The organism is uncultured Gilvimarinus sp. (genome assembly GCF_963972205.1).
Taxonomy (GTDB): domain Bacteria; phylum Pseudomonadota; class Gammaproteobacteria; order Pseudomonadales; family Cellvibrionaceae; genus Gilvimarinus; species Gilvimarinus japonicus.
In genome coordinates, this window is record NZ_CAXAUC010000005.1 from 43,485 (window position 1) to 67,865 (window position 24,381).

General features: G+C 54.5%; 24 protein-coding genes. 9 read left to right on the forward strand and 15 right to left on the reverse strand.

Annotated elements, in window-relative coordinates:
* Positions 1-14 precede the first annotated feature (14 nt).
* The 6 genes from AACY82_RS09830 (at position 15) to AACY82_RS09855 (ending at position 4,752) form a co-directional block, all read left to right on the forward strand.
* Positions 15-1,088, forward strand: coding sequence for an efflux RND transporter periplasmic adaptor subunit (locus AACY82_RS09830; protein WP_339616635.1), 1,074 nt, complete (start codon positions 15-17; stop codon positions 1,086-1,088).
* A gap of 74 nt (positions 1,089-1,162) precedes the next feature.
* The gene (gene yrfG / locus AACY82_RS09835; protein ID WP_339616636.1) at positions 1,163-1,825 is read left to right on the forward strand and encodes a GMP/IMP nucleotidase; all 663 of its coding nucleotides are present in this window, start codon (positions 1,163-1,165) and stop codon (positions 1,823-1,825) included.
* Positions 1,818-2,231 (forward strand): S4 domain-containing protein, encoded by a 414-nt coding sequence (locus tag AACY82_RS09840; RefSeq protein WP_339616637.1) that lies wholly within the window; start codon positions 1,818-1,820, stop codon positions 2,229-2,231. Before yrfG ends, AACY82_RS09840 begins: the two co-directional genes overlap by 8 nt.
* A 65-nt stretch (positions 2,232-2,296) precedes the next feature.
* Entirely contained in the window at positions 2,297-3,172 is an 876-nt protein-coding gene (hslO, locus tag AACY82_RS09845; protein WP_339616638.1) for an Hsp33 family molecular chaperone HslO, read from the forward strand.
* The gene (locus tag AACY82_RS09850) at positions 3,169-4,020 is read left to right on the forward strand and encodes a MipA/OmpV family protein (RefSeq protein WP_339616639.1); all 852 of its coding nucleotides are present in this window, start codon (positions 3,169-3,171) and stop codon (positions 4,018-4,020) included. The genes hslO and AACY82_RS09850 overlap by 4 nt, the downstream gene beginning before the upstream one ends.
* Positions 4,021-4,104: 84 nt before the next feature.
* A complete protein-coding gene (locus tag AACY82_RS09855; protein WP_339616640.1) occupies positions 4,105-4,752 on the forward strand; it encodes a putative glycoside hydrolase in 648 nt (215 codons plus the stop codon).
* Between the two features lie 32 nt (positions 4,753-4,784).
* Here AACY82_RS09855 and AACY82_RS09860 read toward each other — a convergent pair whose 3' ends face one another.
* The 11 genes from AACY82_RS09860 to AACY82_RS09910 all read right to left on the reverse strand — a co-directional run bounded on the left by AACY82_RS09860 (position 4,785) and on the right by AACY82_RS09910 (position 14,184).
* On the reverse strand, positions 4,785-5,237 hold the full coding sequence (locus tag AACY82_RS09860; RefSeq protein WP_339616641.1) for a DUF2147 domain-containing protein: 453 nt from the start codon (positions 5,235-5,237) through the stop codon (positions 4,785-4,787).
* 62 nt (positions 5,238-5,299) lie between these two features.
* A complete protein-coding gene (locus tag AACY82_RS09865; RefSeq protein WP_339616642.1) occupies positions 5,300-6,244 on the reverse strand; it encodes a diguanylate cyclase in 945 nt (314 codons plus the stop codon).
* A gap of 107 nt (positions 6,245-6,351) precedes the next feature.
* Positions 6,352-6,795 carry a hypothetical protein gene (locus tag AACY82_RS09870; protein WP_339616643.1) on the reverse strand — a complete coding sequence of 148 codons (444 nt, stop codon included), beginning with the start codon at positions 6,793-6,795 and terminating at the stop codon, positions 6,352-6,354.
* A gap of 60 nt (positions 6,796-6,855) precedes the next feature.
* On the reverse strand, positions 6,856-8,658 hold the full coding sequence (locus tag AACY82_RS09875; protein WP_339616644.1) for a DUF885 domain-containing protein: 1,803 nt from the start codon (positions 8,656-8,658) through the stop codon (positions 6,856-6,858).
* A gap of 8 nt (positions 8,659-8,666) precedes the next feature.
* A complete protein-coding gene (locus tag AACY82_RS09880) occupies positions 8,667-9,101 on the reverse strand; it encodes a hypothetical protein (RefSeq protein WP_339616645.1) in 435 nt (144 codons plus the stop codon).
* Positions 9,102-9,122: 21 nt separating this feature from the next.
* Positions 9,123-9,401 carry a dihydrouridine synthase gene (locus AACY82_RS09885; RefSeq protein WP_339616646.1) on the reverse strand — a complete coding sequence of 93 codons (279 nt, stop codon included), beginning with the start codon at positions 9,399-9,401 and terminating at the stop codon, positions 9,123-9,125.
* A 27-nt stretch (positions 9,402-9,428) separates the two neighbouring features.
* Positions 9,429-10,412, reverse strand: a complete 984-nt coding sequence (locus AACY82_RS09890; RefSeq protein ID WP_339616647.1) for a cellulase family glycosylhydrolase — start codon at positions 10,410-10,412, stop codon at positions 9,429-9,431.
* A gap of 88 nt (positions 10,413-10,500) precedes the next feature.
* Positions 10,501-11,787, reverse strand: coding sequence for a phosphate regulon sensor histidine kinase PhoR (phoR, locus tag AACY82_RS09895; protein ID WP_339616648.1), 1,287 nt, complete (start codon positions 11,785-11,787; stop codon positions 10,501-10,503).
* A 37-nt stretch (positions 11,788-11,824) separates the two neighbouring features.
* Positions 11,825-12,523: a phosphate regulon transcriptional regulator PhoB gene (gene phoB / locus AACY82_RS09900; protein WP_339616649.1), complete on the reverse strand. Its 699-nt coding sequence runs from the start codon at positions 12,521-12,523 to the stop codon at positions 11,825-11,827.
* A 187-nt stretch (positions 12,524-12,710) separates the two neighbouring features.
* On the reverse strand, positions 12,711-13,580 hold the full coding sequence (gene ubiA, locus AACY82_RS09905; protein ID WP_339616650.1) for a 4-hydroxybenzoate octaprenyltransferase: 870 nt from the start codon (positions 13,578-13,580) through the stop codon (positions 12,711-12,713).
* Entirely contained in the window at positions 13,573-14,184 is a 612-nt protein-coding gene (locus AACY82_RS09910) for a chorismate lyase (protein ID WP_339616651.1), read from the reverse strand. Before AACY82_RS09910 ends, ubiA begins: the two co-directional genes overlap by 8 nt.
* 146 nt (positions 14,185-14,330) lie before the next feature.
* On the opposite strand from AACY82_RS09910, the gene AACY82_RS09915 reads away from it, so the two are divergent.
* Positions 14,331-15,584, forward strand: a complete 1,254-nt coding sequence (locus AACY82_RS09915) for a dicarboxylate/amino acid:cation symporter (protein ID WP_339616652.1) — start codon at positions 14,331-14,333, stop codon at positions 15,582-15,584.
* Between the two features lie 9 nt (positions 15,585-15,593).
* Here the strand turns inward: AACY82_RS09915 and AACY82_RS09920 are convergent, their stop codons facing one another.
* The 3 genes from AACY82_RS09920 to AACY82_RS09930 all read right to left on the reverse strand — a co-directional run bounded on the left by AACY82_RS09920 (position 15,594) and on the right by AACY82_RS09930 (position 20,176).
* Positions 15,594-16,994: an HDOD domain-containing protein gene (locus AACY82_RS09920; protein ID WP_339616653.1), complete on the reverse strand. Its 1,401-nt coding sequence runs from the start codon at positions 16,992-16,994 to the stop codon at positions 15,594-15,596.
* A 153-nt stretch (positions 16,995-17,147) separates the two neighbouring features.
* Positions 17,148-19,238, reverse strand: coding sequence for an ATP-dependent DNA helicase RecG (gene recG, locus AACY82_RS09925; RefSeq protein WP_339616654.1), 2,091 nt, complete (start codon positions 19,236-19,238; stop codon positions 17,148-17,150).
* Positions 19,239-19,240: 2 nt separating this feature from the next.
* Positions 19,241-20,176 carry a LysR substrate-binding domain-containing protein gene (locus AACY82_RS09930; protein ID WP_339616655.1) on the reverse strand — a complete coding sequence of 312 codons (936 nt, stop codon included), beginning with the start codon at positions 20,174-20,176 and terminating at the stop codon, positions 19,241-19,243.
* A gap of 51 nt (positions 20,177-20,227) precedes the next feature.
* On the opposite strand from AACY82_RS09930, the gene AACY82_RS09935 reads away from it, so the two are divergent.
* Positions 20,228-21,076, forward strand: a complete 849-nt coding sequence (locus AACY82_RS09935) for an SDR family oxidoreductase (protein ID WP_339616656.1) — start codon at positions 20,228-20,230, stop codon at positions 21,074-21,076.
* A 21-nt stretch (positions 21,077-21,097) separates the two neighbouring features.
* Here the strand turns inward: AACY82_RS09935 and AACY82_RS09940 are convergent, their stop codons facing one another.
* On the reverse strand, positions 21,098-21,487 hold the full coding sequence (locus AACY82_RS09940) for a RidA family protein (protein WP_339616657.1): 390 nt from the start codon (positions 21,485-21,487) through the stop codon (positions 21,098-21,100).
* A gap of 169 nt (positions 21,488-21,656) precedes the next feature.
* Here AACY82_RS09940 and AACY82_RS09945 point away from each other — a divergent pair, with 169 nt between their 5' ends.
* On the forward strand, positions 21,657-24,317 hold the full coding sequence (locus AACY82_RS09945) for a DUF2339 domain-containing protein (protein WP_339616658.1): 2,661 nt from the start codon (positions 21,657-21,659) through the stop codon (positions 24,315-24,317).
* Positions 24,318-24,381 lie beyond the last annotated feature (64 nt).

Genomic DNA, 24,381 nt, shown 5'->3' on the forward strand with positions numbered 1-24,381 from the left:
TTGAGTTAACTGTTATGAAAAAATTTATATGGATGTTCTTTCTGTTGTTAATAGCCGTTATTTTTGTTGGTACAGCGGTATTTTTGTATCAGAAATCACAAGAGGCTCCGGTGGTGTATGAAACAACGTCGCCGTTTACCACCACGGTTGTGAAAAAGACGGTGGCGACCGGTAAGGTGATTCCGCGTAAACAGGTTAACGTTACCTCGCAAGTGTCCGGCGTTGTGGATGAGTTATACGTGACTGCTGGCGAAACCGTTAAGAAAGGCGATTTAGTGGCCAGAATATCGATGGCCCCCAATATGGTGACGCTTAACCACGCTGAGTCGCAGCTTGAGAGTGCGCGCATTAGTTTTAACAACGCCGAAGATGAGCTGAACCGACAGAAAAATCTCTTGGAGCAAGAGTTAGTGTCGGTGTCAGCCTATAACAAGTTTCGCCTGAGCTACGAGTTAGCGAAAGAGTCGATGCACTCGGCCGAGAATAATTTACTGTTGATTCGCGAAGGGGCAACCCGTCAGTCTGATTTAGTGTCCAATATGATTCGCGCGACGGCGGACGGTATGATTTTGGATGTTCCCCATAAAGAGGGTGCTTTTATTGTTGAGTCGAGCACCTATGGTGCCGGCACCACCGTTGCTGCGCTGGCGGATATGACCGATATGATTTTTGAAGGCCTGGTAGACGAGGCCGAGGTGGGAAAAATTAGCGAGGGGATGGAGCTGCTGCTCGATGTTGGCGCCCTGGAGGGGGAGCCCTTCTCGGCCGTATTGGAGTATATCTCGCCGCAGGGGCAAGATGATCAGGGCACCATTAAGTTTGAAATTCGCGCTGCGGTGACTTTGTCCGATAAGTTATTTCTGCGCGCCAACTACAGCGCCAATGCCGATATCGTGCTCGATAAGCGTGAAGATGTGTTGGCGATCAACGAAAGTAATCTACTGATCGAAGAGGATCAGTATTTTGTCGAGGTACAAACGGCGCCGCAGCAGTTTGCGCGGCGCGAAATTGAAGTAGGTCTGTCTGACGGTATTAATATTGAGGTTGTATCTGGCCTAGCGGAAAGTGATAAAATCAAGCAACAGTAGCGTCTAGGGTAACTCTGGGCGTTAATCTATGGGTGCCACCAATGGCGCCCGAGCCCAGACTCTAGAGGTACACAATGATCGATTGGCAAGCTATTGATACCGTTATGCTGGACATGGACGGTACCTTGCTCGATCTGCATTTCGATAACTACTTTTGGCTGCATCACCTGCCGGCCCGTTACAGTGAGATCCACGGGGTCGATTTTGAGGCTGCCCGCGCCAAGCTCGCGGCACGAATCGACGAGCATGTGGGCAGCTTGCAGTGGTACTGCCTAGAGTTTTGGTCCGACGCGCTTGAGCTGGATATCCGGGCGCTAAAAGAAGAGATTAAACATAAAATTCAGATACGCCCCCACACCGAGGAGTTTCTCGATCGTTTGCGCGCCGCCGGTAAACACGTGATGCTGGTCACCAATGCCCATCCGCAGAGCATGTCACTGAAGTTTGAGGTCACCCAGATCGACAAGCACTTTGATTTAATCGTCTCCTCCCACGAGTTTTCACACGCCAAAGAAGCGCAAGAGTTCTGGCGCTCACTGGCCGCGCGCGAGCCGTTTGATCCAGCGCGCACCCTATTTGTCGACGATACGTTGCGGGTGCTGGATTCGGCGCGGGATTTTGGCATTGCCCATTTACTGGCGATTCACCAACCGGACAGTCAAGTGGCGCGCCGCGTTGCGGGCTACCCTGCGATTGAGCACTTTAGTGAAATTATGCCGGAGGTGCCCCGTGGCTGAACCTGCCAGCGCTAAAGTCCGCGTCGATAAATGGTTGTGGGCGGCGCGCTTTTTTAAAACTCGAAGCCTCGCCAAAGCTGCCATAGAAGGTGGTAAAATCAATGCCGACGGTCAGCGTATTAAACCCAGTCGCGAGCTGGAAGTGGGTATGACGCTCACTATTCGTCAGGGTTGGGATGATAAAACCGTCGAGGTGCTCGCACTGTCGGATAAGCGGCGTGGCGCCCCCGAGGCACAGCTGCTGTACCGCGAAACCGAGGCTAGTATTGTCTTGCGCGAGCAGCGTGCGGCCGAGCGCAAGGCGGGATTGGGGAGTTTTATTGTCAGTGACCACCGTCCCAATAAAAAGGAACGGCGCCAGATTCACCGGTTTCAGCGCAACATGAACATGGATGAATCCAGCTAGAGTTTGCCTCGTTTTATCGACGACCTTTCGCGCGAGCGCGCATTTTACCCGTTTTGGAACCCGCTATGATCAGCAACGACTTACTGCACCGCTTTATTTTTGATGACTGTGATATTCGCGGTGAGATAGTAACGCTTGGTGCCAGCTACCAAGAGATTCTCGCGCACAACGATTACCCTAAGGTTGTACAGGCGCTGTTGGGCGAATTTGTCGCGGCGGTGGCGCTATTGTCGAGCACATTAAAATTTGATGGTGTGGTGACGTTACAAGCCCGCGGTGAGGGTGCTTTGTCGTTGGTGATGGCCGAATGTAGCCACCACAATGAGATTCGGGCGATTGTGCGCCCCGCCCCCGATGGTGAGATTGACGCCGAGGCGGCTACCCTACCCGATTTGCTCGGGGGTGGCGTGTTGGCTATTACCCTTGACCCGGCAAAAGGAGAGCGCTATCAGGGCGTGGTGCCCCTGGAGGCCGATGATCTGGCGGGCTGCCTAGAGCACTATTTTCGCCAAAGTGAGCAATTAGAGACGCGTTTTTGGTTGGCGGCCGATCAGGACGCGGCCTCGGGCCTTATGTTGCAGGCATTGCCGCAGCAGCTAGCGGCCAGCGCCGAGGATAACGCCGATCAATGGCGCACCGCTCAGGCCTTAGCCGACACCGTGTCGAGCGACGAGTTGCGGCGGGTTGATCACAACCAGCTGTTGTACCGGTTGTTTCACGAACAGTCCTTGCGGCTATTTAGCCCCAGCGCTATCCACTTTGCCTGCAGCTGCTCACGGGAGCGCAGTGCCGAGGCGTTGAAGTCGTTAGGGCAGAGTGATGTCGAGCAACTGTTAATCGAAAAAGGTGAAATCGAGATCGACTGTCAATTTTGTAACCAGCTTTATCGCTATAGCGCGGCGGATATTCGCGCACTCTTTGGCCAGGAGACGTTGCATTGAGATTGCTATACAAAGGTTGGGTTGCTGTACTTGGCAGTTGTTTTGTGCTCGCGACGCACGCGCAAACGACGCCAGAGGCGACAACTGAGCCACACAGAAGTGCTGGCTTGGTGAAAGAAGAGCCCGAAAAACGCTGGGAAGCGGGCATCGGAGTGGGCGGTTTATATGGCCCAGACTATCGCGGCTCCAAATCCTATCGCGATTATATCGCCCCGATTCCTTACGTGGTGTATCGCGGGCCGGTGTTTCGTACCGACGGTGACGGTTTGCAGGGCGACTTTTTACGCACCGATGCGCTGGAGCTAACCGCCAGTATGGCCGTGTCGGTAACCCCCGACAGCGATAAAAACGAACTGCGCGAGGGGATGGAAGAGCTTGGCTCTACCCTAGAGGCGGGGCCCGCGGTTAAGGTTAATTTAACCGGGCCTAATTTCTCTCAAGGCTTTTCGCTCTCGTTGCCGCTGCGGGCGGTCATCGCTTTGGGTGACGGCTCGCCCGAATATATTGGGGTCGTGAGTACCCCATCGTTGGTCTATAAACAGTCCATCAAAGGTGGTTGGAAGTGGACCGCCCGCACGGGGCCGGTGTTTGCCTCGGGTAAATACCACGATTATTACTACACGGTTAAGCCAGAGTACGCCCTACCCGATCGGCCAGCTTACGAGGCGAGCAGTGGCTACAATGGTTTTAATGCTCAGGCGGCTTTAAGCCGGCGCTTTAGCGATTATTGGTTTGCGTTTTATCTGCGCTACTCTAATTTGCAGGGGACGGACTTTCGCGATAGTCCGCTGGTGGAAACCGAGCACAATGTAATGGGCGGCTTTGCTATTAGTTGGGTCATTTTTTAAGCAGTCATCTCGTGGTTGACGCTCTACAGTGCCAAGCATAATATTAATCATCACATAATTAATAATAATCGTGAGGATGATTGAATGTTTCGTACCATTGTAATGGGTGTCGCCCTAGCCTTATTGCCTAGTACTGCCGCCTTAGCCGCCGATCAGGCGCCTCTGAACCCCACTTTTATCTATTTTGCCAAAGGCCAGACGCCCGATGCTTGGCACTGGGTGTTGTCTGATCCGGGTAACTGGTGGCAACCGCTAGAGGCTAACGAAGGCAAAAGCAGTAGCGGCAAGGTTCGTATGTCGAGTGCGGCGACTGAGCAGTTCCCCGATGCCATCAAGCTGAAATGGGATCGTAAAGATAATTGGGGCGGTGTCGCTATTAGTGGCCGCAGCGTGGATTTATCTAAGTTTGAGCAGGCCGCCGAGCTAATAGTTGCCCTTAAAGTTGAGAGCCGGGTGCCGGGCTCCGTTAAGGTCAAAATGAGCTGTGGTGAAGGTTGTGAAGCCGAGGTTGATGTGGCGGATAACCTCAGGGGGATGCCTCGTGGTCAGTGGATGGCGCTGCCTTTGGCACTGGATTGCTTTGCCGCCAACGGACTTGATCTAAGCAAAGTGGCTTCGCCCTTTAGCATCGGCACCACGGGCGCTTTGGAGCTGCATATTGCGGAAATTAGCCTCGGCTCTATGGCTGCCGGCGATGAAGGCTGCGTGCCTAACGATCAAGCGGCGCCATAGTGGTCGATACGCTTTGGCACCGCTATTTAGACTTAGGGGGTATAGCGCTCCCAAGTCTGGCTGCGGCCAAACAGTGATATACCGATAAACCCGCGTACCGTCAGGCTGTTGCCTCCTTCGTTGAGCTCCAGCTTGGCTTTATAGATTTTGCCGGTTTTAGGGTCGAGAATGCTACCGCCAGCCCACTCGCCCTCGGCTTCGCGGGTTAGCCCCCACATAAACGTTAGCCCCTCTAAGGGCTGGTCTTTAAAGTTCTCGGGGCATTTTTCACACCGTGAGCCTTTGGCCTCTTCGCGCAAGAGCTGGGTGATTGTGCCCTGTAGCTCGCCCGCCGCGTTTAAATTTAGGGTGACGATACTTTTGCGACTGCCGTCGCGGTCATCGATCGTGATCCAGCGCCCCTCGACGGCTGCGGCTTGGCAAAGGGTGCTAAAAGCAGCGAATACTATCAGCAGGATAAGGCGAAATTGGGAGCGTGTCTGCATAGCTTACCTCGACGTTAGAGGTGCCTGTAGAGTGAGAGTTGTCGGTTGGGCACCACTGTAAACTATAGATCCATCGAGGGCGGGCTGCCAGTATCCGGCGTGCGGTATTTTACGCAATTGCGCCCGGCGTGTTTGGCGCGATAGAGCGCGTCGTCGGTGTGTCTGAGTAGGTCGGTAATGTCACGATCGGTTTTGGTGGCAACGCTGAGGCCAATGCTGATCGTGATGGCCGCGTTATTGGTGGTGCTGGCAAAACGCATTTGCTCACAGTCGAGGCGCAACCGCTCGGCCAGTTGCAAAGCTTGTTTAAGCTCAGTGTTGGGTAATACTAGAGCAAACTCCTCCCCGCCAAAACGCCCTAAGGTGTCCGGCTCGCGCAGCTGGGATTGGCATTGCTGCGCCAGATCGCGCAGCACTTGATCACCAAATAGGTGGCCGTGCTGATCGTTGACGAGCTTGAAATAATCAATATCAAAAATGAGCAGCGCTAACGGTGTGTGATAGCGCTGAAACTTGGCAAAATTTTGCTCAAGTTCGGCCAATAGTTTACGGCGATTGTAGACCCCGGTGAGTTCGTCGGTCTCGCTTAAAGTTTGCAGTTGCCCCTGGAGGTCGTGGCGCTCGGTAATGTTGGAGGCGACCCACACGACTGCCCGCTCGCCATTAATAGGGTTGGCCAGCGGCTGAATGCGCCCCTCAAACCAAAGGTCGCCCCTTGGGCCGGTATCGGTCGGTAGCCCCGAGACATCTCGGCCCGCCAAGCTGTATTCCACGATACGTAAGCGGTTTTGGTGGATAGTGGTGCGTATCTCTTGGAGAAACCAATCCGCCTTTTCTGCCGGTAAAACGTCATTGAGGGTGAAATCTACCAGGTGTGAGCCGTCGTGATAGTACTGGCGATCGTGGCCTCCGAGCAATGCCACATAACGCCCTGACTCGGTTAACACAAACACCGGGTCGGGCAGGGCTGCGATCATATCCAGCAGCAAATCTTGGGCGTCGCTCATGGGCTTACCAAAGGTAAGAGAAGTTTTTATTTATAAGATCTTAGGCGCCATTACGGGGGTAAGGCAAGCGGCGCGTCACAATGGTACGCGCCGCTGCGAAGGTTATATTACCGCCGGCGCATTGGCACAGGTACGTCTTTGGGTTTAACAAGTGCCGGCTCGGACTCAAAACGGGCATAAGCTTCACTGTGGGCTTTGGCAATGCGGCCCAGTGCGGCGGTTAGCTTGGGGTCTTCGCAGCCTTCGATACTTTCCCAGAGCTTATCGACGGTGGCCAGTGCATTTTTTTTGTCGTCGGATTTATTGATGCTCATCATCAGCTGGATGTAATTCTGAATACCAAGCTTATTTTGCATGGCTCTCTCGACGATAGGCCGGGATTGCATTTCGGGTAAAGTAATATCCGGGCAGCGCTGTTTTATGGCTTGGTTCATGGTGTAGTTTGACATCATGGTGCGAAAGTCCGTCCCCAGCTGTTTTAAATCGGCGTGGGCATTTAGCGCGACGGTCGTGAGTAGCAAAGTAAGCGCGGTGCGAATCAGTGTGTGCATAAAGCCTCTTGATGGTCGGTAAACAGGTTCAGTGCGAATAGGTCGGCAATTGTATCACCGTCATTGCGGCTCGTCCGCGCGGGGTGCTATCCAGCGTTGTATGCGCCGCGCCAGAATGCTTAATGGCAGCGCGCCGGCCCCCAATATTTGATCGTGAAAGGCTTTGAGGGAGAAGTCTTCGCCTAGTTCCCTTTGGGCTTGAGTACGCAGCGCAAGTATGGCGTTCATGCCGATTTTATAGCTGGTGGCTTGACCCGGCATAACGATATAGCGCTCGACCTCGCGGCGCGCGTCATCGCGAATCATGGGCGTGTTAGCGACAAAGTAATCAATGGCTTGCTCGCGGGTCCATTTTAAGTGGTGGATGCCGGTATCTACCACCAAACGCACGGCGCGCCATAGCTCAAAACTTAAGCGACCAAAGTCAGAGTATGGATCGGCGTAAAGGCCAATTTCCTTGGGCACTTGCTCGGCATACAGGCCCCAGCCTTCGGTGTAGGCGGTGTAGCCGCCGTGGCGGCGAAACGCCGGTAAATCGGCAAGCTCTTGGGCAATGGCAATTTGCATGTGGTGGCCGGGCAAGGCCTCGTGGTAAGCGAGTGCCTCCATTTGGTAGCGGGGCATGGCACTTAAGTCGTGCAGATTGACGTAATAAATACCCGGGCGCGAGCCGTCGGCGGCAGGCGATTGGTAAAAGGCTTTACCGGCCGACTTCTCGCGAAACGGCTCCACCGCTTTTACGCGTAGATCGGCTTTAGGTAAGTGACCAAATAGCTCGGGCAAGCGGTCGCGCATAGTGTCGATCAGGACGCGGGTGTCTCTAAGGTACTGCGCTCGGCCTGCGTCGCTGTCGCGGTAGTAGAGTTCGGGGTCGTCCTGCAACTTTTTATAAAACTCCGGCAAGCTGCCAGCGAAGCCTACGGCCTTTTTAATATGCTCCATCTCGGCGTGAATGCGCGCAACTTCGGCCAGTCCCAGCTGGTGGATTTCGTCGGCACTCATGTCGGTGGTTGTGATGTTCGCTAGTGCGAACTGATAGTAGGCATCGCCTTGGGGAAACTTCCACACACCGTCACGGGTGTCAGCTTGTTCGGCCAGTTTGTCCCACACCGTTAACAGCTGTTGGTAGCCGGGCTGAACGCTTTTGAGTAGTGCTTGGTTTGCGTCGCTCAGTAATTGTGTGCGTCGCTCAGGCGTTATCTCAAGCGCATCTATTTTGCGCGTAAAGTCGGCCAGGAGCGGGCTCGACTCACTGGCGTCTTGATTAAATGGTTTGCCGGTCGTGATATTGACGATGTCGCTGCGCACTTGTGGGTAGACAAAAGCCGGAGCCAAGATGCCCTTTTGTGCACGGCGCTTAAGGTTAACGCTTAATTGTTCCAGTAACGGCTTAACCCCTTGCAGGCGCGAGATATAAGCGGTCGCATCATCGACGTTAGTAATTTGGTGTGAGTTGATCAAAAACGAAACGACGGTGGCGTGTAGGCCAAACATCTGGTTGACCGGGTAGTTGTAATCGCGCCATTGGTAACTATTAATATCTTGCTCAAGTTCGAAGCGCATTAACTCGACACTGAACTGGTTATCGGCATTGAGTTTGCTGCTGTCGAGTTCGTTTAATCGGGTGAGTTGATCCTGGTTGAGTCTGTGATACAGCGCACTTTGCGCGGAGCTAATATCGTCCCATTCGCCATAGTGGGTTTTGCGCCCTAAATGGGTTTGGTACATAGGGCTAAGAGATACTTGCTCTTCAAAAAACTGCTCGAACAGAGCGAGTGCTTGTTGGTCGGCGGTTCTCGCCGCTGACAACTGGCTAACCAAAAGCAGTAGAGCGCTTATTATCACGCGCTTAGTTAAACTCATGAAAGTCCTTAGTGGTGTTTGTGGTTTTGTCTGGGTTGTTCCATGGCGACATCGGCGCGACTGCGCAGTTTGTCTTTGCTGCGAATATTGGCAAAAGGGTCTGGGCCTGCCGCCTCGGGTGGCGGATGGGCCGTACGGCGCGATTGTTTATTGTGAGGTTTTGTGTGGCGCTCGGCATCGGTTTCGTTATTGATTTTTGCTAGGCTGCGGGTATTAAACCAATAATATAAAAGTGTAATGCCGATGAGCGCTAGCCACTTAACCACAAACGATGCCCAAAGGTTGTCGTGTTGCGCTGTGGTGGTTGCCCACGAGACGTAATCGCTGTGAACCATGGCGATAAAAAAGTAACTGATAAACAGCGCTAGCGTCGATACGATGGGGCGCCGGTAGCGCTTCCAAATAACCGTGGCTAAAGCCGACTTAGCGAGAAACCGAAACATATCGTCGCCCTACCCTCTGCCTTACGGAAACAAGCTCAAGCCCAGCGCGGCAATCAGCGCTACGATACCGCGGGATTTATACTCGCTGATGATTTTGTCTTCTTCTTCTTTGACGATAACCTCTAGCACATCCGGCTCGTAATCTTCTGGCTTGCGGCCGTGCAAATAAATGCGAGTGCGCGCCCGTTCAATGGCTTTGTGGCGAATTTTTCCGGCGTATTTGTGTTTTACTTTGTCGTAGTTGCGGCGCAAAAAATTACTGCGTTTGTTATCGCGCAACTGATTTTCCGGTAGGTTCATAGTCGCTCCGATTTTTGGCGCGCCCGGTTACGGGCATTCGCCGGTATTTTGTAAGTGGGTGCGCTTGGCGTTGCGGGCTATGGCGTAGGTTTCGTCGAGCATAATTTCGCGGCCCCAGCCGGTTAATCCTTCGACGGTACCATCGTCACTCATGTCTAGATGTTTTTGGGGTTTATTGCCCGGGCCCCATGACCAAGGCAAAAAGCCAATGTCAAATTCCAGAGCCGTTTGCACAATGGTGCGGTAGGGAATCGCGCCGCCTTCACTGTCATCCCAGCGATCGCCAAACTCGCCAATAATGAGCGGTAAATCGGCATCGACAGACTCTTGCATTTCGGCCCGTACCCGGGCGGCATCAAAGCCCCACATTTTGGGCCACCACATGTGGATCGACAATAAAATATTTTTTTGCGGGTCGGCTTTTATCAGCGCTGGCCCCGCCGCTTGTAAGGTATCGATATCTTTGCCCCAGCCGGGTGCATCGATCATTAAGGGGACACGGTAGCCCGACTCGCGCAAACGGGTAATGGCGCGGGTGTAGCCTTTGGTGTACGCATCAAGGGCGACTTTGTCGCCCACTTCATTGCCGATATTAACAATTGTGTAGCGCTGATGTTTAGCGATGGTGGCGGCTATCTCGGGTTGCGTCCAATAGTCGATCAGTAAGTCCAACTTAGACCAGTCGCCGGTGGCGTCGTGCAGCTCGATAATAGGAAACAGTTTTTGCTTAAACGCATTTTTTAACACAGCGTCCAATTCGGCGGGTTTGCCTTCGGTACTCCAGACGATGCGCACGGTGTTGGCGCCGGTTTTGGCGATCTCACTAAAGCTCGATAACCCGGTGCGGTCAAGCCAAAACACCATGCGATTGGGTCCCATAGGCACGAAGTGCTCGCCACAGGCATCAAACAACTGGCGGCCTTTAACACTAAACGTTGCCGTAGAGGGGGTATCAGCCGCGTTGGCGCCGCTGATGAGCAAGAGGGTTATAAGTAATAGCGATAATTTCATGCTGCCTATCTGTTTCCGCCAAAAGGGATCGGGTTTGCCTACAGTTTAACCCGATTTGATGCGTCGATAGGCGATTGTCGTTAAAAAATTATGACAGGGTTGTGTCGTTGGCGGGTAGCACGCAAGTAAAGACGCTGCCCTTACCTACTTCACTGTTGATTTGCAGCTCGGCATCGTGGCGCAGCAATACATGCTTGACGATTGCGAGCCCTAACCCGGTGCCGCCGGTGCCACTGTTGCGGCTGGCATCCACACGGTAGAACCGCTCGGTTAAGTGCGGAATATGTTTGGCGTCAAAGCCGACGCCGTTATCGCTGACCGAATAGTAAATACGTGGGCCACTGCGCCATAAACGCATGGCAATTTTGCCCCCCTCGGGGGTGTATTTGACGGCGTTAACCACTAAGTTAGAAAACGCGCTGTGTAGCTCTTTTTCGTTGCCAATGATCGATAACTTGGGGGTGCATTCAAGGGTGAGAGTTTGTTGCTTTTCGTCGCTGAGCACGGCGGCCTCGGACTTTACGGTTTGCAGCAGAGGCTCTAACTCGACGCGTTTTTGGTTAAACCCGGTATCGGTGGTTTCCAGCTTAGACAGCATAATCAAATCGTTAATTAACAGCGACATGCGTTTGGACTGCTGCTGCATCTGCTCCAGCGGCTTGTCCCAGGTGGGGGTTTTATTGTTGTCGGCCATGGTTTCTAAGTAACCGCTAATTACGGTTAACGGCGTGCGTAGTTCGTGGGAGACGTTGGCGACAAAGTCTTTGCGCATTTGTTCTAAGTGGTAAATTTGGGTGATATCGCGCACCACAATCAAGCGCTCGTTTTTACCAAAACGGGTGATTTGAAACTGCAAGCGCTTGTCGGGAAAGCGCGGCGAGGGGATATCCAGCGGCTCGGAGTAATCGCCCGCTTCAAAGTAATCGACAAAGCGCGGATGACGAATAAAGTTAATGACCGATTGGCCTTGATCTGAGTTGTAAAACCCCAGTAAGCGCTGGGCGGCAGGGTTCCACCAATCGAGGTAACCGCGCCAGTCGAGCAAAATTACGCCGTCTTTAAGGGCCGAGGTGGTCTCTTGCACGCGATTGATAACCGCCTGAAGGTTTTTCTTCTCGCGTTTTTGGCGCCGCTGTAAGTGGTAAATGGCATCGAATACGTCGCCCCACAGGCCGGTCGCCTCGGGCGGTTGGCTTTTGCGACTGCCGTTGAGCCAGATATTGAGGCGCAGCATTTGCCACAGGCACCAGCCGATATACCAAAAGGCAAAGAGCACCAAGGTCCACGCAAGCTGGTCAATTAGCATGCCGATAATAACGGCGATGATAAAGATAACGGCCAAGCGTTTCAGCTCGGCATTGAATCCCTGTAGCAAAATGGTGTCAGTCCTGTATCGGCGTGATCAGAGGCTTTTAGCTGGCCTTGGTCGAAAAGCGGTAGCCCGTGCCGCGTACGGTCTGGACTAAGTTTTCGTGTTGATCGACCGTTAGCGCCTTGCGCAGGCGGCGGATATGAACATCGACGGTGCGCTCTTCGACATAGACGTTACCACCCCAAACGTGATCTAACAATTGGCTGCGGGTGTAAGCGCGCTCTTGGTGCGTTAAGAAAAACTGCAACAGACGAAACTCGGTGGGACCCATATCCACTTCGCGCTCGTTAATGGTAACGCGGTGGCTGGATGGGTCTAAGCACAAGCCCTGAACCTGTATGGGTTGGTGGCTGTTGGCGTGGGGGTCGGCGCGGCGCAGCACCGCTTTAAGGCGCGCTACCAGCTCGCGAGGCGAGAAAGGCTTGGTAATATAATCGTCGGCGCCTACCTCTAGCCCTTGGATTTTATTGTCCTCTTCGCCTTTGGCGGTGAGCATAATAATGGGGATGTTGGCGGTAACTTCGTCGCGCTTTAAGCGCCGCGCCAGCTCGATGCCACTGGTGCCGGGCATCATCCAGTCAAGCAGAATCAAGTCGGGTTTTTCATCGACGATCAGGCCGTGAGCGTCCTGTGCATTGCTGGCCTCTAAGCAGCGGTATTCGGCCATCTCGAGGGCGATACGCAGCATATCGCGGATTGCGGATTCGTCGTCAACGATAAGGATGGTGCGACTTGTCATAGTGCCTGCCTGTATGTTCCATCAATTGCGGATAATCAGTGAAGCGGTGGCTGCGGCTGATAACCGATCAGCGTAGATTCGCCCCCTTCTTTGCAAGCGTATTTAATGGTTAAATTGTTGCATATTTATGACAGCCCGGCGGTAAATTTTACCGCCAAAGCCAGTTTGCGGGTAAAACCGCGAGGTTTTACCACTTTATTAGACCTGCAATAATGCCGGCGAAAACGGCGACACCGACCCAGTTGTTGTTGAGAAAAGCGCTAAAACAGGGGCCGCGCTGACGGTAGCGAATCAGCCGCTGTTGATAGACAAACAGCCCTGCCGCCACGGCCACCCCGATGTAGTACAGGCCGTTTAGCTCAAACCGCGAGCCCATCAAGAGCAAGCCAAGCACCACCAATACTTGCAAGCTAGCGGTAATCACGCGGTCTTGATCGCCAAACAACACGGCGGTGGATTTAATGCCGATGCGCAGGTCGTCGTCGCGATCGACCATGGCGTAAAACGTGTCGTAGACGATGGTCCAGAGCACCACGGTAAAGTAAATCAGCCATGCCTGTTCGGGCACTTCACCTTGCACGCTGGCAAATGCCATGGGTATGCCCCAGGCAAAGGCTGCCCCCAGTACCACTTGTGGCAAATGGGTGTAGCGCTTCATAAAGGGGTAGCTACAGGCCAGTGCCAGCCCGCCAAAGGCCAAATACAGCGTTAGGGTGTTGGTAAACAGCACCAGAATAAAAGCCAGTAGCACTAACGCGGCAAACACCGCCCACGCCTCTTTGACGCTGACTTTGCCGGTAGCGAGCACGCGGTCTTTGGTGCGCTCAACGTGGCCGTCAAAGTTGCGGTCGGCGTAGTCGTTGATCACGCAGCCGGCCGAGCGCATAGCGATAGCGCCCACGCTGTAAATGATCACCAGATGCACCGGCGGCTTACCATCAGCGGCGAGCCACAGCCCCCACAGCGTGGGCCAGAACACCAGCAGCCAGCCAATCGGGCGGTTTAAGCGGGTGAGTTGTGCGTACAGCGTTAGGCGATGGCAGATGGTATCAATCATGTTGTCTCGTCCGGGAGTCGATCAGCGCGGGCAGAAACACTTCGCTAACCAGTAAGGTTTTACCGAATAGAAAAAATTTTGAGCGTCGGCCCCAGAGCATATCATCTCCCTGTACCACGGGGGGCACAAGCCGCTCGTGAGGTGGTAGCTGGGCGATTTGCATGGGTGAGCGCCCCAGTTGCCGATGGCTAAATAAAAAGCCTCCCAGGGGGCGGTTGGAGAGCTTGCGTAAATGGCGCAAGCGGCCGGTTAGGCTGTCGGCGGGGAATACACTGCGCGCATACACCCACGGAATGGCATCCGGCCCCAGCAATAACACCTCGCGAATCAGGGCGGTGCTGCGGCTTTGTTTAAGGGTGCAGCGCTCCGATAAGGTCGGCAGCCCCCAGTATTGGCGCAATACCTGTACTTGTAGTTGCCCGGCACTGCGCTTGCGTAACTTGGCGGTCAGCGAGCTGTCATCAAACAACCAGTGCCGTAACGGTTGGGGCACGCTAATGGTGTGGGCCGCCGGCTGCCAAAGCCCTAGCCCGCGCCGGGCAAACCGGCCAGGCGCGCCGCGTGATATTGCCGGGCGTGGTAGTAGCGCGCGCGATTGGGTCAAACGATACCTCGATCTACTGGGGTTAAACGCGGCATTTTAGCAGCTGTAGGGGTTAACAGCACAGGACAATTGCGGTTCGCTGGGGTACCCTCGCAGGTTAAGAATAAAGGCGACGAATGTGCGCCCCACGCAGTAAGAGATTGTTTATGAGTCTGACCAAAAAAATATTACTGGCCATGGTGCTGGGCATCGTCATCGGTTTGCTGCTTAACCTGTTTACCGGGCGCGAAGCGGACAGCTGGGTGCAGGTGTATCTGGTTGCGGGTTTATTTGACACGGTCGGGGCGGTTTTTGTCGCCTCACTTAAGCTGTTGGTGGTGCCACTGGTGTTTGTCTCGCTGGTGTGCGGCACCGCAACGCTAGGCAACCAGGCGCGGATGGGCGGGCTGGCAGTTAAAACCATCGGCCTGTATTTGCTCACAACCGCCATCGCTATTACCTTGGCGATTACGGTGGCCAGCCTGTTGGGGCCGGGGCTGGGGCTAAATTTAGAGGCGACTGGCGCGCTCAGCATGGACACTGACCTGTCGCTCAAGCAGACCATTATTAATATCTTCCCCAGCAACCCGGTGGCCGCGATGGCCGAGGGCAATATGCTGCAGGTGATTGTCTTCTCGGTATTGCTGGGGGTGGCCATTGCCAAAAGTGGTGACAAAGGCGAGCCGGTGGCGAGCTTTTTTGAGAACTTAAACCATGTGGTACTGCGCATGATTATGATGCTGGTACAGCTGGCCCCTTACGGGGTGTTTTGCTTGCTGGCCAAGCTGTTCGCGTCTATGGGGTTTGGGGTTTTTCAGGACCTACTGTTTTACTTTTTAACGGTGGCGGGTGTTTTAGTGTTGCAGTGCTTGGTGGTGTATCCGGGCTTGCTCAAACTGCTGTCGGGTCTTAACCCACTCATATTTTTGCGCAAAATGTACCCGGTGATGGTGTTTGGTTTTTCCACCGCCTCCAGCAACGCCACGCTACCCGTTACCATGAGCACGGTTGAGGGCAAGCTCGGGGTCGACAACAAAGCCGCCTCTTTTACTCTGCCACTAGGTGCCACCATCAATATGGATGGCACCTCAATTATGCAGGGCGTGGCGACGGTGTTTATCGCTCAGGCCTACGGTATTGATGTGGGCATCGCCGGTTATTTAATGGTGGTATTAACCGCCACCTTGGCATCAATTGGTACTGCTGGGGTGCCGGGCGTGGGTATGGTGACCTTGGCCATGGTGTTACAGCAGGCGGGCTTGCCTGTGGAAGAAGGGATTGCGCTCATTATTGGCGTGGACCGACTGCTGGATATGATCCGCACCGCCGTGAATATTACCGGGGACGCCGCTGTGACCACCGTGGTGGCCAAGAGCGAGAATCTGCTAGACGAGGATTGCTATCGCAACCGGGACGCCTAGCTTGGCTTTTTAGTTTTGGTTGAGAGCGCTGGCGATATGCTCTAAATCGTCAGACGATTCAATCACATTGGCTACAGTGGCCTCGGCTTTGGCACGGGTTAGCTGTAGTTCATCCAGCAGTGAGTCGGGGATGGATTCGCAGGGGCCGGTGCCGATATTGTGCTGGCGTAACAACATGCGCGCTAGATACACTAATTTGGCATAGATAGCGTTTTCGCCGTGGTAATTCGGGTTGCTTTGGTGACGCAGCCCGGTTACGACTTCCTCGGGCATTGACCACAACTCCATTAACTTACTGGCAATTTGATCGCGACTCATATTGAGTATATGGCGCTCAATCGTCTGTGGGGTGACGTGAGGGTTGGCCTCGCTCAGGCGGCAAAACTGTGCGTAATAGGGCGGAAACACCTCGGCCATAATCAATGCGCCAAAGTTATGCAGCAGGCCCGTAAGGTAGGCCATGCCAAAGCTGGGGCGAGACTCGCGGGGAATAGCCGTGACCAGCCCCTCGATAGTCGCCGCCATATACACCGCTTGCTGCCAATAGGGAAGCTCGCCGCTGGGGCCGTCTTTGGGCAAGTGCAGGGTTTTACCCAGCGCCAACCCAAGGGCCAAATTGAGCACCATATCAAAGCCCAATACCCGGACAATGGCATCGTGAATCGATTTAATTTTACCGGGGGCCGAATAGTAAGGCGACGCGGCCCAGCTTACGACTTGTGCGGCCAGGCTTGGGTCGGTCTCGACGATTTGTGCTAAATCCGATATGTCGGCGTTAGGGTCGACCCGCAGTTTGATAATACGCTGTGCGGTGTCCGAAAGCGGCGGCAGCTCTAAAGTCTCTTCTAAACGTTGGCGAATACGCAGCTGCGTAAAGTTGCTGATTGCGCCCTCTATTTGCGCTAAATCATCGGCGCCGCTGTCGTCGGCTTCCAGCGGCGCTAAAGGCGCCGATAGTTGGCAGACAACGGCGTCTTTTAAGATTTGTTGAAATTCATTGCCGTGCACCCGAATGAGTTGGGTGTCGTCGCCCGAGTCCAGCAGTAAGCTGTCGCGCTCGAGTAGTTGTTCATCCACCAAAGTCAGCAGGCCCGCAACCTGTGGCAGAGCTGGCACCGATTGAAATTGGTTCGCTTCGCAAAACTGTTGTAGGGCGCTCGCGTCGGCGGCGCGCAGCTCGCGGTTTAAATGCCGGTTCACGGCGGTTAAATCCAATAGCCGGTCGGCGCCCAATACGACTTGCACCCGGCCGATGTCATCCTGCAGCAGGATCGAGCGTGCCGCACCTTGCTGACGCAAGTGCTGTTGGTGCCAAATAAGCGGGTCTTCGCCCTCAAAGGCGGTCGAGGCCAAATCGTAAGTAATGTTTTGACTGCTGAGCAGTGTTTCGACACTGGTAGGTACTGGCACTGAAATTTCTCCTGGTCGTTGTGCTCATTGGGCGAACTATCGTTGTTTGCACGGCGCCCTTGCTGACAATATAAAGCCTATTTGACGCAGCGGCTACGGTTGCACTTAAAGTGTGATCTGGGTCACACTCGGTTGGTGCTTGCTTAAAACATTTTACGCGCCCAGGTAGCGCTCACGTCCACCCAGCCAGCGCTCGATAATGGCGCTGGCCCGCACGGGGTCGCGCGCAATAATTAATTCTCCGGCCTCGCGCACGGCGTCCAGCAAATGGCTATCGCGCTGGAGGTCGGCTACCCGAAACTCCATTTGGCCGGTTTGTCGGGTGCCGAGTACTTCGCCGGGGCCGCGCAATTCTAAATCTTGTTCGGCGATATAAAAACCATCCGAGCTCTCGCGCATAACTTTAAGGCGCGCCTTGCTGTTGCGCGATAGTGGCGTGCCGTACAGTAGCACGCAGTGACTGGCATCGCGTCCGCGGCCGACACGGCCACGCAGTTGATGCAATTGCGATAGCCCCAGCCGCTCGGGATTTTCGATAATCATCAAGCTGGCATTGGGTACGTCGACGCCCACCTCGATAACGGTGGTGGCCACCAATAAGTCTAGTTCAGCGGCTTTAAAAGCGCTCATCACGGCTTCTTTCTCGGCCGCCTTTAGGCGCCCGTGAACCAAGCCAATCCGCAAATCAGGGAGTTGTTCGCTCAGGTTATCGGCCGTTGCCTCGGCGGCTTGAGCCTCCAGAGACTCTGACTCTTCAATTAAGGTGCATACCCAGTACGCTTGGCGGCCCGCCGCGCAAGCGGCGCGTACGCGCTCGATGATTTGCTCGCGGCGCTGGTCGGAGATAACCGCCGTAGTGACTGGGGTGCGGCCGGGGGGGAGTTCGTCGATCACCGAGCAGTCTAAGTCGGCGTAGGCGCTCATGGCCAATGTGCGGGGGATGGGGGTCGCGGTCATAATGAGTTGATGCGGGGTGCATTCTCCGCGCGCGCCTTTCTCTCCCAGTGCTAAGCGCTGGTGGACGCCAAAGCGGTGCTGCTCGTCAATTACGGCGAGTGCCAAGTCGGCAAATTCGACCTCTTCCTGAAACAGTGCATGAGTACCTACCACCACCTGAGCCTCGCCGCTGGCGATAGCGGCCAGTTGCTCGCGCCGCGCTTTTTGCCCCAACTTGCCGCTGAGCCAGCCCAGTTTGATACCCAAAGGCTCAAGCCAAGCACTAAAGTTAACCCGATGTTGCTCGGCCAGAATTTCGGTGGGCGCCATAATGGCCGCCTGTTTGCCCGCCGCCACGGCGGCCAGTGTCGCCAGCGCCGCGACCACGGTTTTGCCTGAGCCGACGTCCCCCTGCACCAGCCGCAGCATGGGTTCGGGCTGGCGTAGATCTTTTTGTATGTCAGCGCTTACTCTTGCTTGAGCGCCTGTTAAGTCGAAGGGGAGCTGGGCTAAAAGCTGTTGTTGTAACTCGGCTGCCGGGTGCAACGGCGGCGCCCGCTGACTGCGAATACCTTGGCGAAACTGCAGCATACTCAGTTGATGGGCCAGTAGCTCCTCGAAAGCTAACCGCTGCTGAAACGGGTGAATGCCCTCTGCCAACTGGTGTAGGTCGACGTCTTTGGGTGGGTTGTGCAGTAGGACGAGCGCCTCGGCCAGGGGTATTTGCTCGAGGGTTTTACGCACGCGCTCGGGCAGCAGCTCTTCGAGTTGGTAGCGCGAGAGCAGCGCCAGTGCTTGCTGGGTAAGGGTGCGCAGTCGCGGTTGGGTCAAGCCATCGGTGGTTGGGTAGTGGGGGGTTAGGCTTTGTGCCAGCGGTTTATGGTCGCCATCGGCCAGCAGCTCGTATTCGGGGTGAACCATCTCTAGCCCGCTGGCACCGCGGCGTGTCTCGGCAAAGCAGCGCACCCGCGCGCCTTTGACCAGACGTTGTTTTTGCGCGCCGGTAAAATGAAAAAACCGCAATGTAAGGGTGCCGGTGTTGTCTTGTATTCGGCACACCAAAGAGCGACGCCGCCCGTACACCACATCGGCGGCGCGTACTTCGGCTTCAATGACGGCGCTAATGCCTGGCTGTAAGCCCCCGATAGCCTGCACGCGAGTGCGGTCAAGGTAGCGTGAAGGCAGGTGAAATAACAGCTGCTGTACGGTCCGGACCCCGAGTTTGGCGAGTTTTTCGGCCAGCGCCGGGCCCACTCCCGATAGGGTGGTAACCGGCAGGCTCGCCAGCGTGTCGGCTTGCCCGTTCACAGTTAGTTGCGCAGGCTAATCAGGGGGTTGTCACGTTGGCAGTGGCGAATGGCGGTGCGCAAGGCATCCACTGCTTTAAAACGCGGAAAGCTTGCCCGCCAGGCCAGCGCTACGGTGCGGCTGGGGGCTGGGTCGTTAAAGGGCCTGGTTACCAGTACCTCTTCGCTGTAGCGGCTTATGCCGGCGGCGGAGACGGGCAAAATAGTGATGCCGAGCCCCGACGCTACCATGTGGCGCAAAGTCTCGAGTGAGCTGCCCTCGGCCGCTGTGCGTACGCCACCACTGTGCCCTTCGACGGATGCTTTAAGGTGTGGGCACGTCTCCAGCACCTGATCGCGAAAACAGTGGCCCTCGCCCAGTAACAGGACTTCTTCTGAGTCCAGTGCGGTAGGGTCGATCGTATCGTTTTGCGCCAAGGGGTGATCTTTGCGCATGAGCACCACAAAGGGCTCGTCGTACAGCGGTTGCGTTACTACATCGGCCTCGGTAAAGGGCAGCGCCACGATAATCACGTCCAGCTCGCCTTTGCGCAGCTTGGTGCGCAGGGTGCCGGTGTAGCTCTCCTCGACGTACAGTGGCATTTTGCTCACTTCTTTTTGCAGCTCGGGGATAAAACTCGGCAGCAAATAAGGCCCAATGGTAAAGATAGCGCCGATGCTCAGCGGGCTGGAGAGCTGGTCTTTGCCCTCATTGGCGATATCTTTAATGGCGGCCGACTGCTCTAGCACTAAATTGGCTTGAGCCACGATTTTTTCGCCTAAAGGAGTGGCCGATACCCGTGATTTAGAGCGCTCAAATAAAGAGACGCCCAGCTCTTCTTCGAGTTTTTTGACTGCGATGCTCAAGGTGGGTTGGCTGACAAAGCAGCGCTCGGCGGCGCGACCAAAGTGTTGCTCCTGAGCCAAGGTGACGATATAGCGCAATTCTGTCAAAGTCATGGTTCAGGTTCCTATCGGGAATAAAAGTATCTTGATGAGTACACTAGCAAAATGGATAGCGAAAAACTATTAATAATCGGTTGTGGCGATCTCGGGCGACGTTTGGCAGGGCAGTTGGCCGGGAGCGGCATGGCCGTTACGGGGGGGCGCCGCAATCCGCCGAAAGCGACGGATGAGCTGCAATACCGCGCGTTAGATGCCTCTGACGAACGCGCTATGACGGCACTGCTGGCCGAAGGTTTTGACCATATCGTGCTGACCCTAACCCCCGCTGAACGCAGCGAGTCCGGCTATCACACGGGTTACGTGGTGCCTTGCCAGAGCTTAGTCCGCGCGCTTGCGGCGGCAGGTAAAATGCCGCGCAGGGTGTTGTTTGTCTCTAGCACCGCGGTTTATGGCGAGAATAACGCTGAGTGGGTCGATGAGACGACACCCCCTCAGCCGGCCCGCTTTAACGGTGAACAGGTGTTGGCGGCCGAGCAGGTACTGCGTGACGCTAATCTGCCGCTGAGTGTGCTGCGCTTGTCGGGTATCTATGGGCCGGGCCGCAGCCGCTTGATAGATCGTGTCCGGCACGGGAACGCCGCGCCGAAACCCTCCTGGACTAACCGTATTCACGCCGATGATGCGGCGGGGTTTATGGCCTACTTGCTGCGCGATGTACCCGAGCCGCAACCGTTGTATTTGGTCAGCGACAGCGAACCTGTCCCCTACGCCGAGGTGGTGACTTATATAGCCGATTGCTTGGGGGTGAGCTTGCCCGCCTCAGTACCGGCGGAAGGCATGAACAAGCGCATTGATAATCGCCGGCTGTGTGCCAGCGGTTATCAATTGCGCTACCGCGATTATCGCGAGGGTTTTGCCGAGCTGTTGGGTGCGACCGATACGATTATTGCTTAAGCGGCGCCCCTATGAAGTCTGTTAGCCGGCGGTGACCATAATGCCGTCGGCCTCTACTTGGGCACCTTTGGGCAGCTGGCTGATGCCTATAGCGGCACGCGCTGGGTAGGGCTCGTCAAAGTAACGAGTCATTACTTCATTAACGATGGGAAAGTTGCCCAGGTCGGTTAAATAGAGGTTGAGCTTAACCACGTCTTTTAAGTTGCCACCGGCGGCCTCGCACACGGACGCTAGGTTTTTAAATACTTGATCGGCTTCGGCGGCAAAATCACCCTCTACCATTTCCATGGTCTCGGGAATCAGCGGGATCTGACCGGATAAGTACACGGTGCCATTGACCTTAACCGCTTGAGAGTAGGGGCCGATTGCCTCGGGCGCTTGATCGGTGTGAATGATGGCTTTGTTGGGCATGGTGTTCCTTGCGCTGAATGGGAAAGCTTATAAGTATAAACCCCCTAGCGCTCAGTGGCCAAGAGCACCGCACCGATAAGGATGCGCACTGCTGGAGCTTGGTGTAATCTGGCGCGGCGCCCACCAGGTAAAAAGACTTGCGCGACAAAAAAGAACAAGGAACAGGAAGATGCAGTTACTGCTGGCATTGGTTATTTTGGCATTGCTGTACCTATTTACCCAGGTTCGTCATCTGCGTAAATCGGTAGAGTCGTTGCAACGTCAATTGCGTGAATTGGCCCGGGAGATACCCACCCGAGCTTTTGAGGATCAAACGCAAGAGGCGGCTTCTGAGCCGGACTTAGACTTAGACCCAATAGGGTTAGAGCCGGAGGCGTTAGCGGCAAGCCATTCGCCCGCAGATTCGCAGTCCGCTGTGACAACCCCGCCACCGCAAGCCGCGTTTGCCCGCGAGCAGGGTGCACCAAGCCCACAGAAGCATACGGCGACAGCGACATCGCCGGTATTTTTTGATCGAGCGTTAACGTGGCTTAAGCGCTATTTTACCGAAGGCAATGTCATTGTTCGTGTCGGTGTCATCGTGCTGTTTTTTGGTGTTGCTTTTTTGCTGCGTTATGCCAATCAGCAAGGTGTGTTACCGGTTCAACTTAAGCTGTGCTCGGTGGCCGCTCTGGGGGTTGCCTTACTGGCAATAGGCTGGCGGTTGCGCCGTATGCGTGTTACCTACGGATTAATTTTGCAAGGTGGCGGGCTGGGTATTTTATATATTACGGTATTCGCCGCGCTGCGTTTGTTCCATTTAATTCCACCGTCAATAAGTTTTGCGCTATTGGTGGTAATGGTGATTTTATCGGCGGCATTAGCGGTTTTGCAAAATGCTCGCTCATTGGCGGTGATGGCTGTCACTGGTGGTTTTCTCGCGCCAATATTAAGCGCTAGCGGACAGGGTGATCATGTCACGCTGTTTAGTTACTATGCGCTGCTTAATGCTGGCATTGTCGCCATAGCATGGTTTAAAGCTTGGCGCATTCTAAACTTGCTTGGGTTTGTATTTACTTTTGTTATTGCGAGCCTCTGGGGTGTTCTTAACTATACCCCCGCCAACCTTCCCAGTGCACAGTTCTTCTTGGTGCTGTTTTTTCTATTTTATGTGTCCATTGCCATTTTCTTTGCTCGGCGTCAGCCGCCAAACTTAACAGGCTACGTCGATGCGTCGCTAGTATTTGGTGTGCCCTTGGTTGGCTTTGGTTTACAGGCGGGCATCGTGTATCAATACCAATACGGGTTGGCATGGGCGGCGTTTGCACTGGGAGTTTTTTATAGTCTCTTGTTAATACTCTGTCGGCGCTTTGGCGGGGCCACGTATCGTTTGCTGGCTGAGGCGTATTTGGCGTTAGCGGCGGTGTTTTTATCATTGGCGATTCCCTTTGCGTTAGATGGCGAGTGGGTTGCGTCGGTATGGGCGCTAGAGGGTGCCGGCGTACTTTGGGTTAGTTTGCGTCAACGGCGTCAGCTGGGGGCGGCGTTTGCTTTGGCTCTTCAGGTGCTGGCGGGGGTGTACTTCTTAGCGGCGCAATGGCACCGCGACGGCGAGGCTTTTCTGGTTAATAGCGTTTTTTTAGGGGGAGTATTATTAGCCTTAAGTAACGGTGTTAGTAGTTATTTATTACGTCATAGCTCACCTGATATTTTACGGGTCATTAGGCGGTGCTCGCAGCCACTTTTATTATTGGCGTTAACCTGGTGGTTTTTAAATGGTGCGCAAGAGGCGCTAGCTAATATTGCGCCGATGTATGTTTATGTTGCGATGTTATTATTTGTCGCGACGTCTTGCATGGTTTTAGGGTTTTTAGAATTAAAGCTGCAATGGTCTGAGCTGCGCTTTACTGGGTTTGGGTTGCTATTGTTTATGTTGTTGGCGGCCGGGTGGGCGCTGCAAAATTTGAATCACCCCGGAGAGTCTTGGGGTTATGCTGGCTGGCTCGCATTGTTTTGCGTTTTATCCTGGCTATTGTACCTTCGCGATCGCCGGCCTCTTGCCGCCGTCAATGCGGTGGGGCTGCACTTGTTGGGCTGGCTGTTGTTTGCCGTGCTGGGGACCACGGAGCTCGTCTGGTTTGTTGTCGATACATTAAATTTAGCCGATAGCTGGGAGTGTCTGGCACTGGTCCCGGTAAGTTTGTTGCTTACGTGGTGTGTCTTGAAGCTGAATGTATGGCCTTGGACTGATCACTACGCGAGTTATTTAATCTATGGTAGTTCTCCGCTAGTGGCCTTTATGGCGTTGTGGAGCGTCGCAATAAGCGCCACGAGTGCGGGAAGTTTCTTGCCTTTACAGTATGTGCCACTTCTCAATCCATTAGACCTCACGCAATTGGCGGTATTTTTTACCGGGTTTTACTGGTGGCGCAAAGTCTGCTCGGTAGGTGTCATTAAGGTTTCTAGATCGCATGGCTGGGCTGTCATCGCGGCGCTAGTGTTTGTTTGGTGCAATGCAATGCTATTGCGTAGTTTGCATCATTGGAGTGGCGTGAGCTACGAGTTAAACGCCATTGTAAACTCGGCGCTTGCGCAGGCGGCCTTGACAATATTTTGGGCGCTGCTGGGTTTGTCGGTTATGTTTATTGCTACCCGGAAGCACTGGCGTAATACGTGGTTAGTGGCAGCTGTATTGCTTGCCGTTGTGGTGGCTAAACTATTTTTAATGGATATGCGCGATAGCAATACCCTCGAAGCCATTGTCTCGTTTATCGCCGTTGGCATTTTGTTGCTTGTGGTCGGGTATTTTTCGCCATTGCCGCCTAAGGCGAAAGTGCCGTTAGCTGAGTGATCGTAAGGCGCTGTTAATCGGCTAACGATTCATGGCGCTGTAATAAAAGCGAAGGCTGCTTTCT

Bases quoted from the DNA above. Each gene is read 5' to 3' on its own strand.
- AACY82_RS09830 (WP_339616635.1), top strand. From the start codon at position 15: ATGAAAAAATTTATATGGATGTTCTTTCTGTTGTTAATAGCCGTTATT.
- hslO (WP_339616638.1), top strand. From the start codon at position 2,297: ATGATCAGCAACGACTTACTGCACCGCTTTATTTTTGATGACTGTGAT.
- yrfG (WP_339616636.1), top strand. From the start codon at position 1,163: ATGATCGATTGGCAAGCTATTGATACCGTTATGCTGGACATGGACGGT.
- phoB (WP_339616649.1), bottom strand. From the start codon at position 12,523: ATGACAAGTCGCACCATCCTTATCGTTGACGACGAATCCGCAATCCGC.
- AACY82_RS09930 (WP_339616655.1), bottom strand. From the start codon at position 20,176: ATGACTTTGACAGAATTGCGCTATATCGTCACCTTGGCTCAGGAGCAA.
- AACY82_RS09865 (WP_339616642.1), bottom strand. From the start codon at position 6,244: ATGAGCGACGCCCAAGATTTGCTGCTGGATATGATCGCAGCCCTGCCC.
- AACY82_RS09940 (WP_339616657.1), bottom strand. From the start codon at position 21,487: ATGCCCAACAAAGCCATCATTCACACCGATCAAGCGCCCGAGGCAATC.
- ubiA (WP_339616650.1), bottom strand. From the start codon at position 13,580: ATGATTGATACCATCTGCCATCGCCTAACGCTGTACGCACAACTCACC.
- AACY82_RS09915 (WP_339616652.1), top strand. From the start codon at position 14,331: ATGAGTCTGACCAAAAAAATATTACTGGCCATGGTGCTGGGCATCGTC.
- AACY82_RS09885 (WP_339616646.1), bottom strand. From the start codon at position 9,401: ATGAACCTACCGGAAAATCAGTTGCGCGATAACAAACGCAGTAATTTT.
- AACY82_RS09890 (WP_339616647.1), bottom strand. From the start codon at position 10,412: ATGAAATTATCGCTATTACTTATAACCCTCTTGCTCATCAGCGGCGCC.
- AACY82_RS09860 (WP_339616641.1), bottom strand. From the start codon at position 5,237: ATGCAGACACGCTCCCAATTTCGCCTTATCCTGCTGATAGTATTCGCT.
- AACY82_RS09875 (WP_339616644.1), bottom strand. From the start codon at position 8,658: ATGAGTTTAACTAAGCGCGTGATAATAAGCGCTCTACTGCTTTTGGTT.
- AACY82_RS09855 (WP_339616640.1), top strand. From the start codon at position 4,105: ATGTTTCGTACCATTGTAATGGGTGTCGCCCTAGCCTTATTGCCTAGT.
- AACY82_RS09935 (WP_339616656.1), top strand. From the start codon at position 20,228: ATGGATAGCGAAAAACTATTAATAATCGGTTGTGGCGATCTCGGGCGA.
- AACY82_RS09870 (WP_339616643.1), bottom strand. From the start codon at position 6,795: ATGCACACACTGATTCGCACCGCGCTTACTTTGCTACTCACGACCGTC.
- AACY82_RS09880 (WP_339616645.1), bottom strand. From the start codon at position 9,101: ATGTTTCGGTTTCTCGCTAAGTCGGCTTTAGCCACGGTTATTTGGAAG.
- AACY82_RS09945 (WP_339616658.1), top strand. From the start codon at position 21,657: ATGCAGTTACTGCTGGCATTGGTTATTTTGGCATTGCTGTACCTATTT.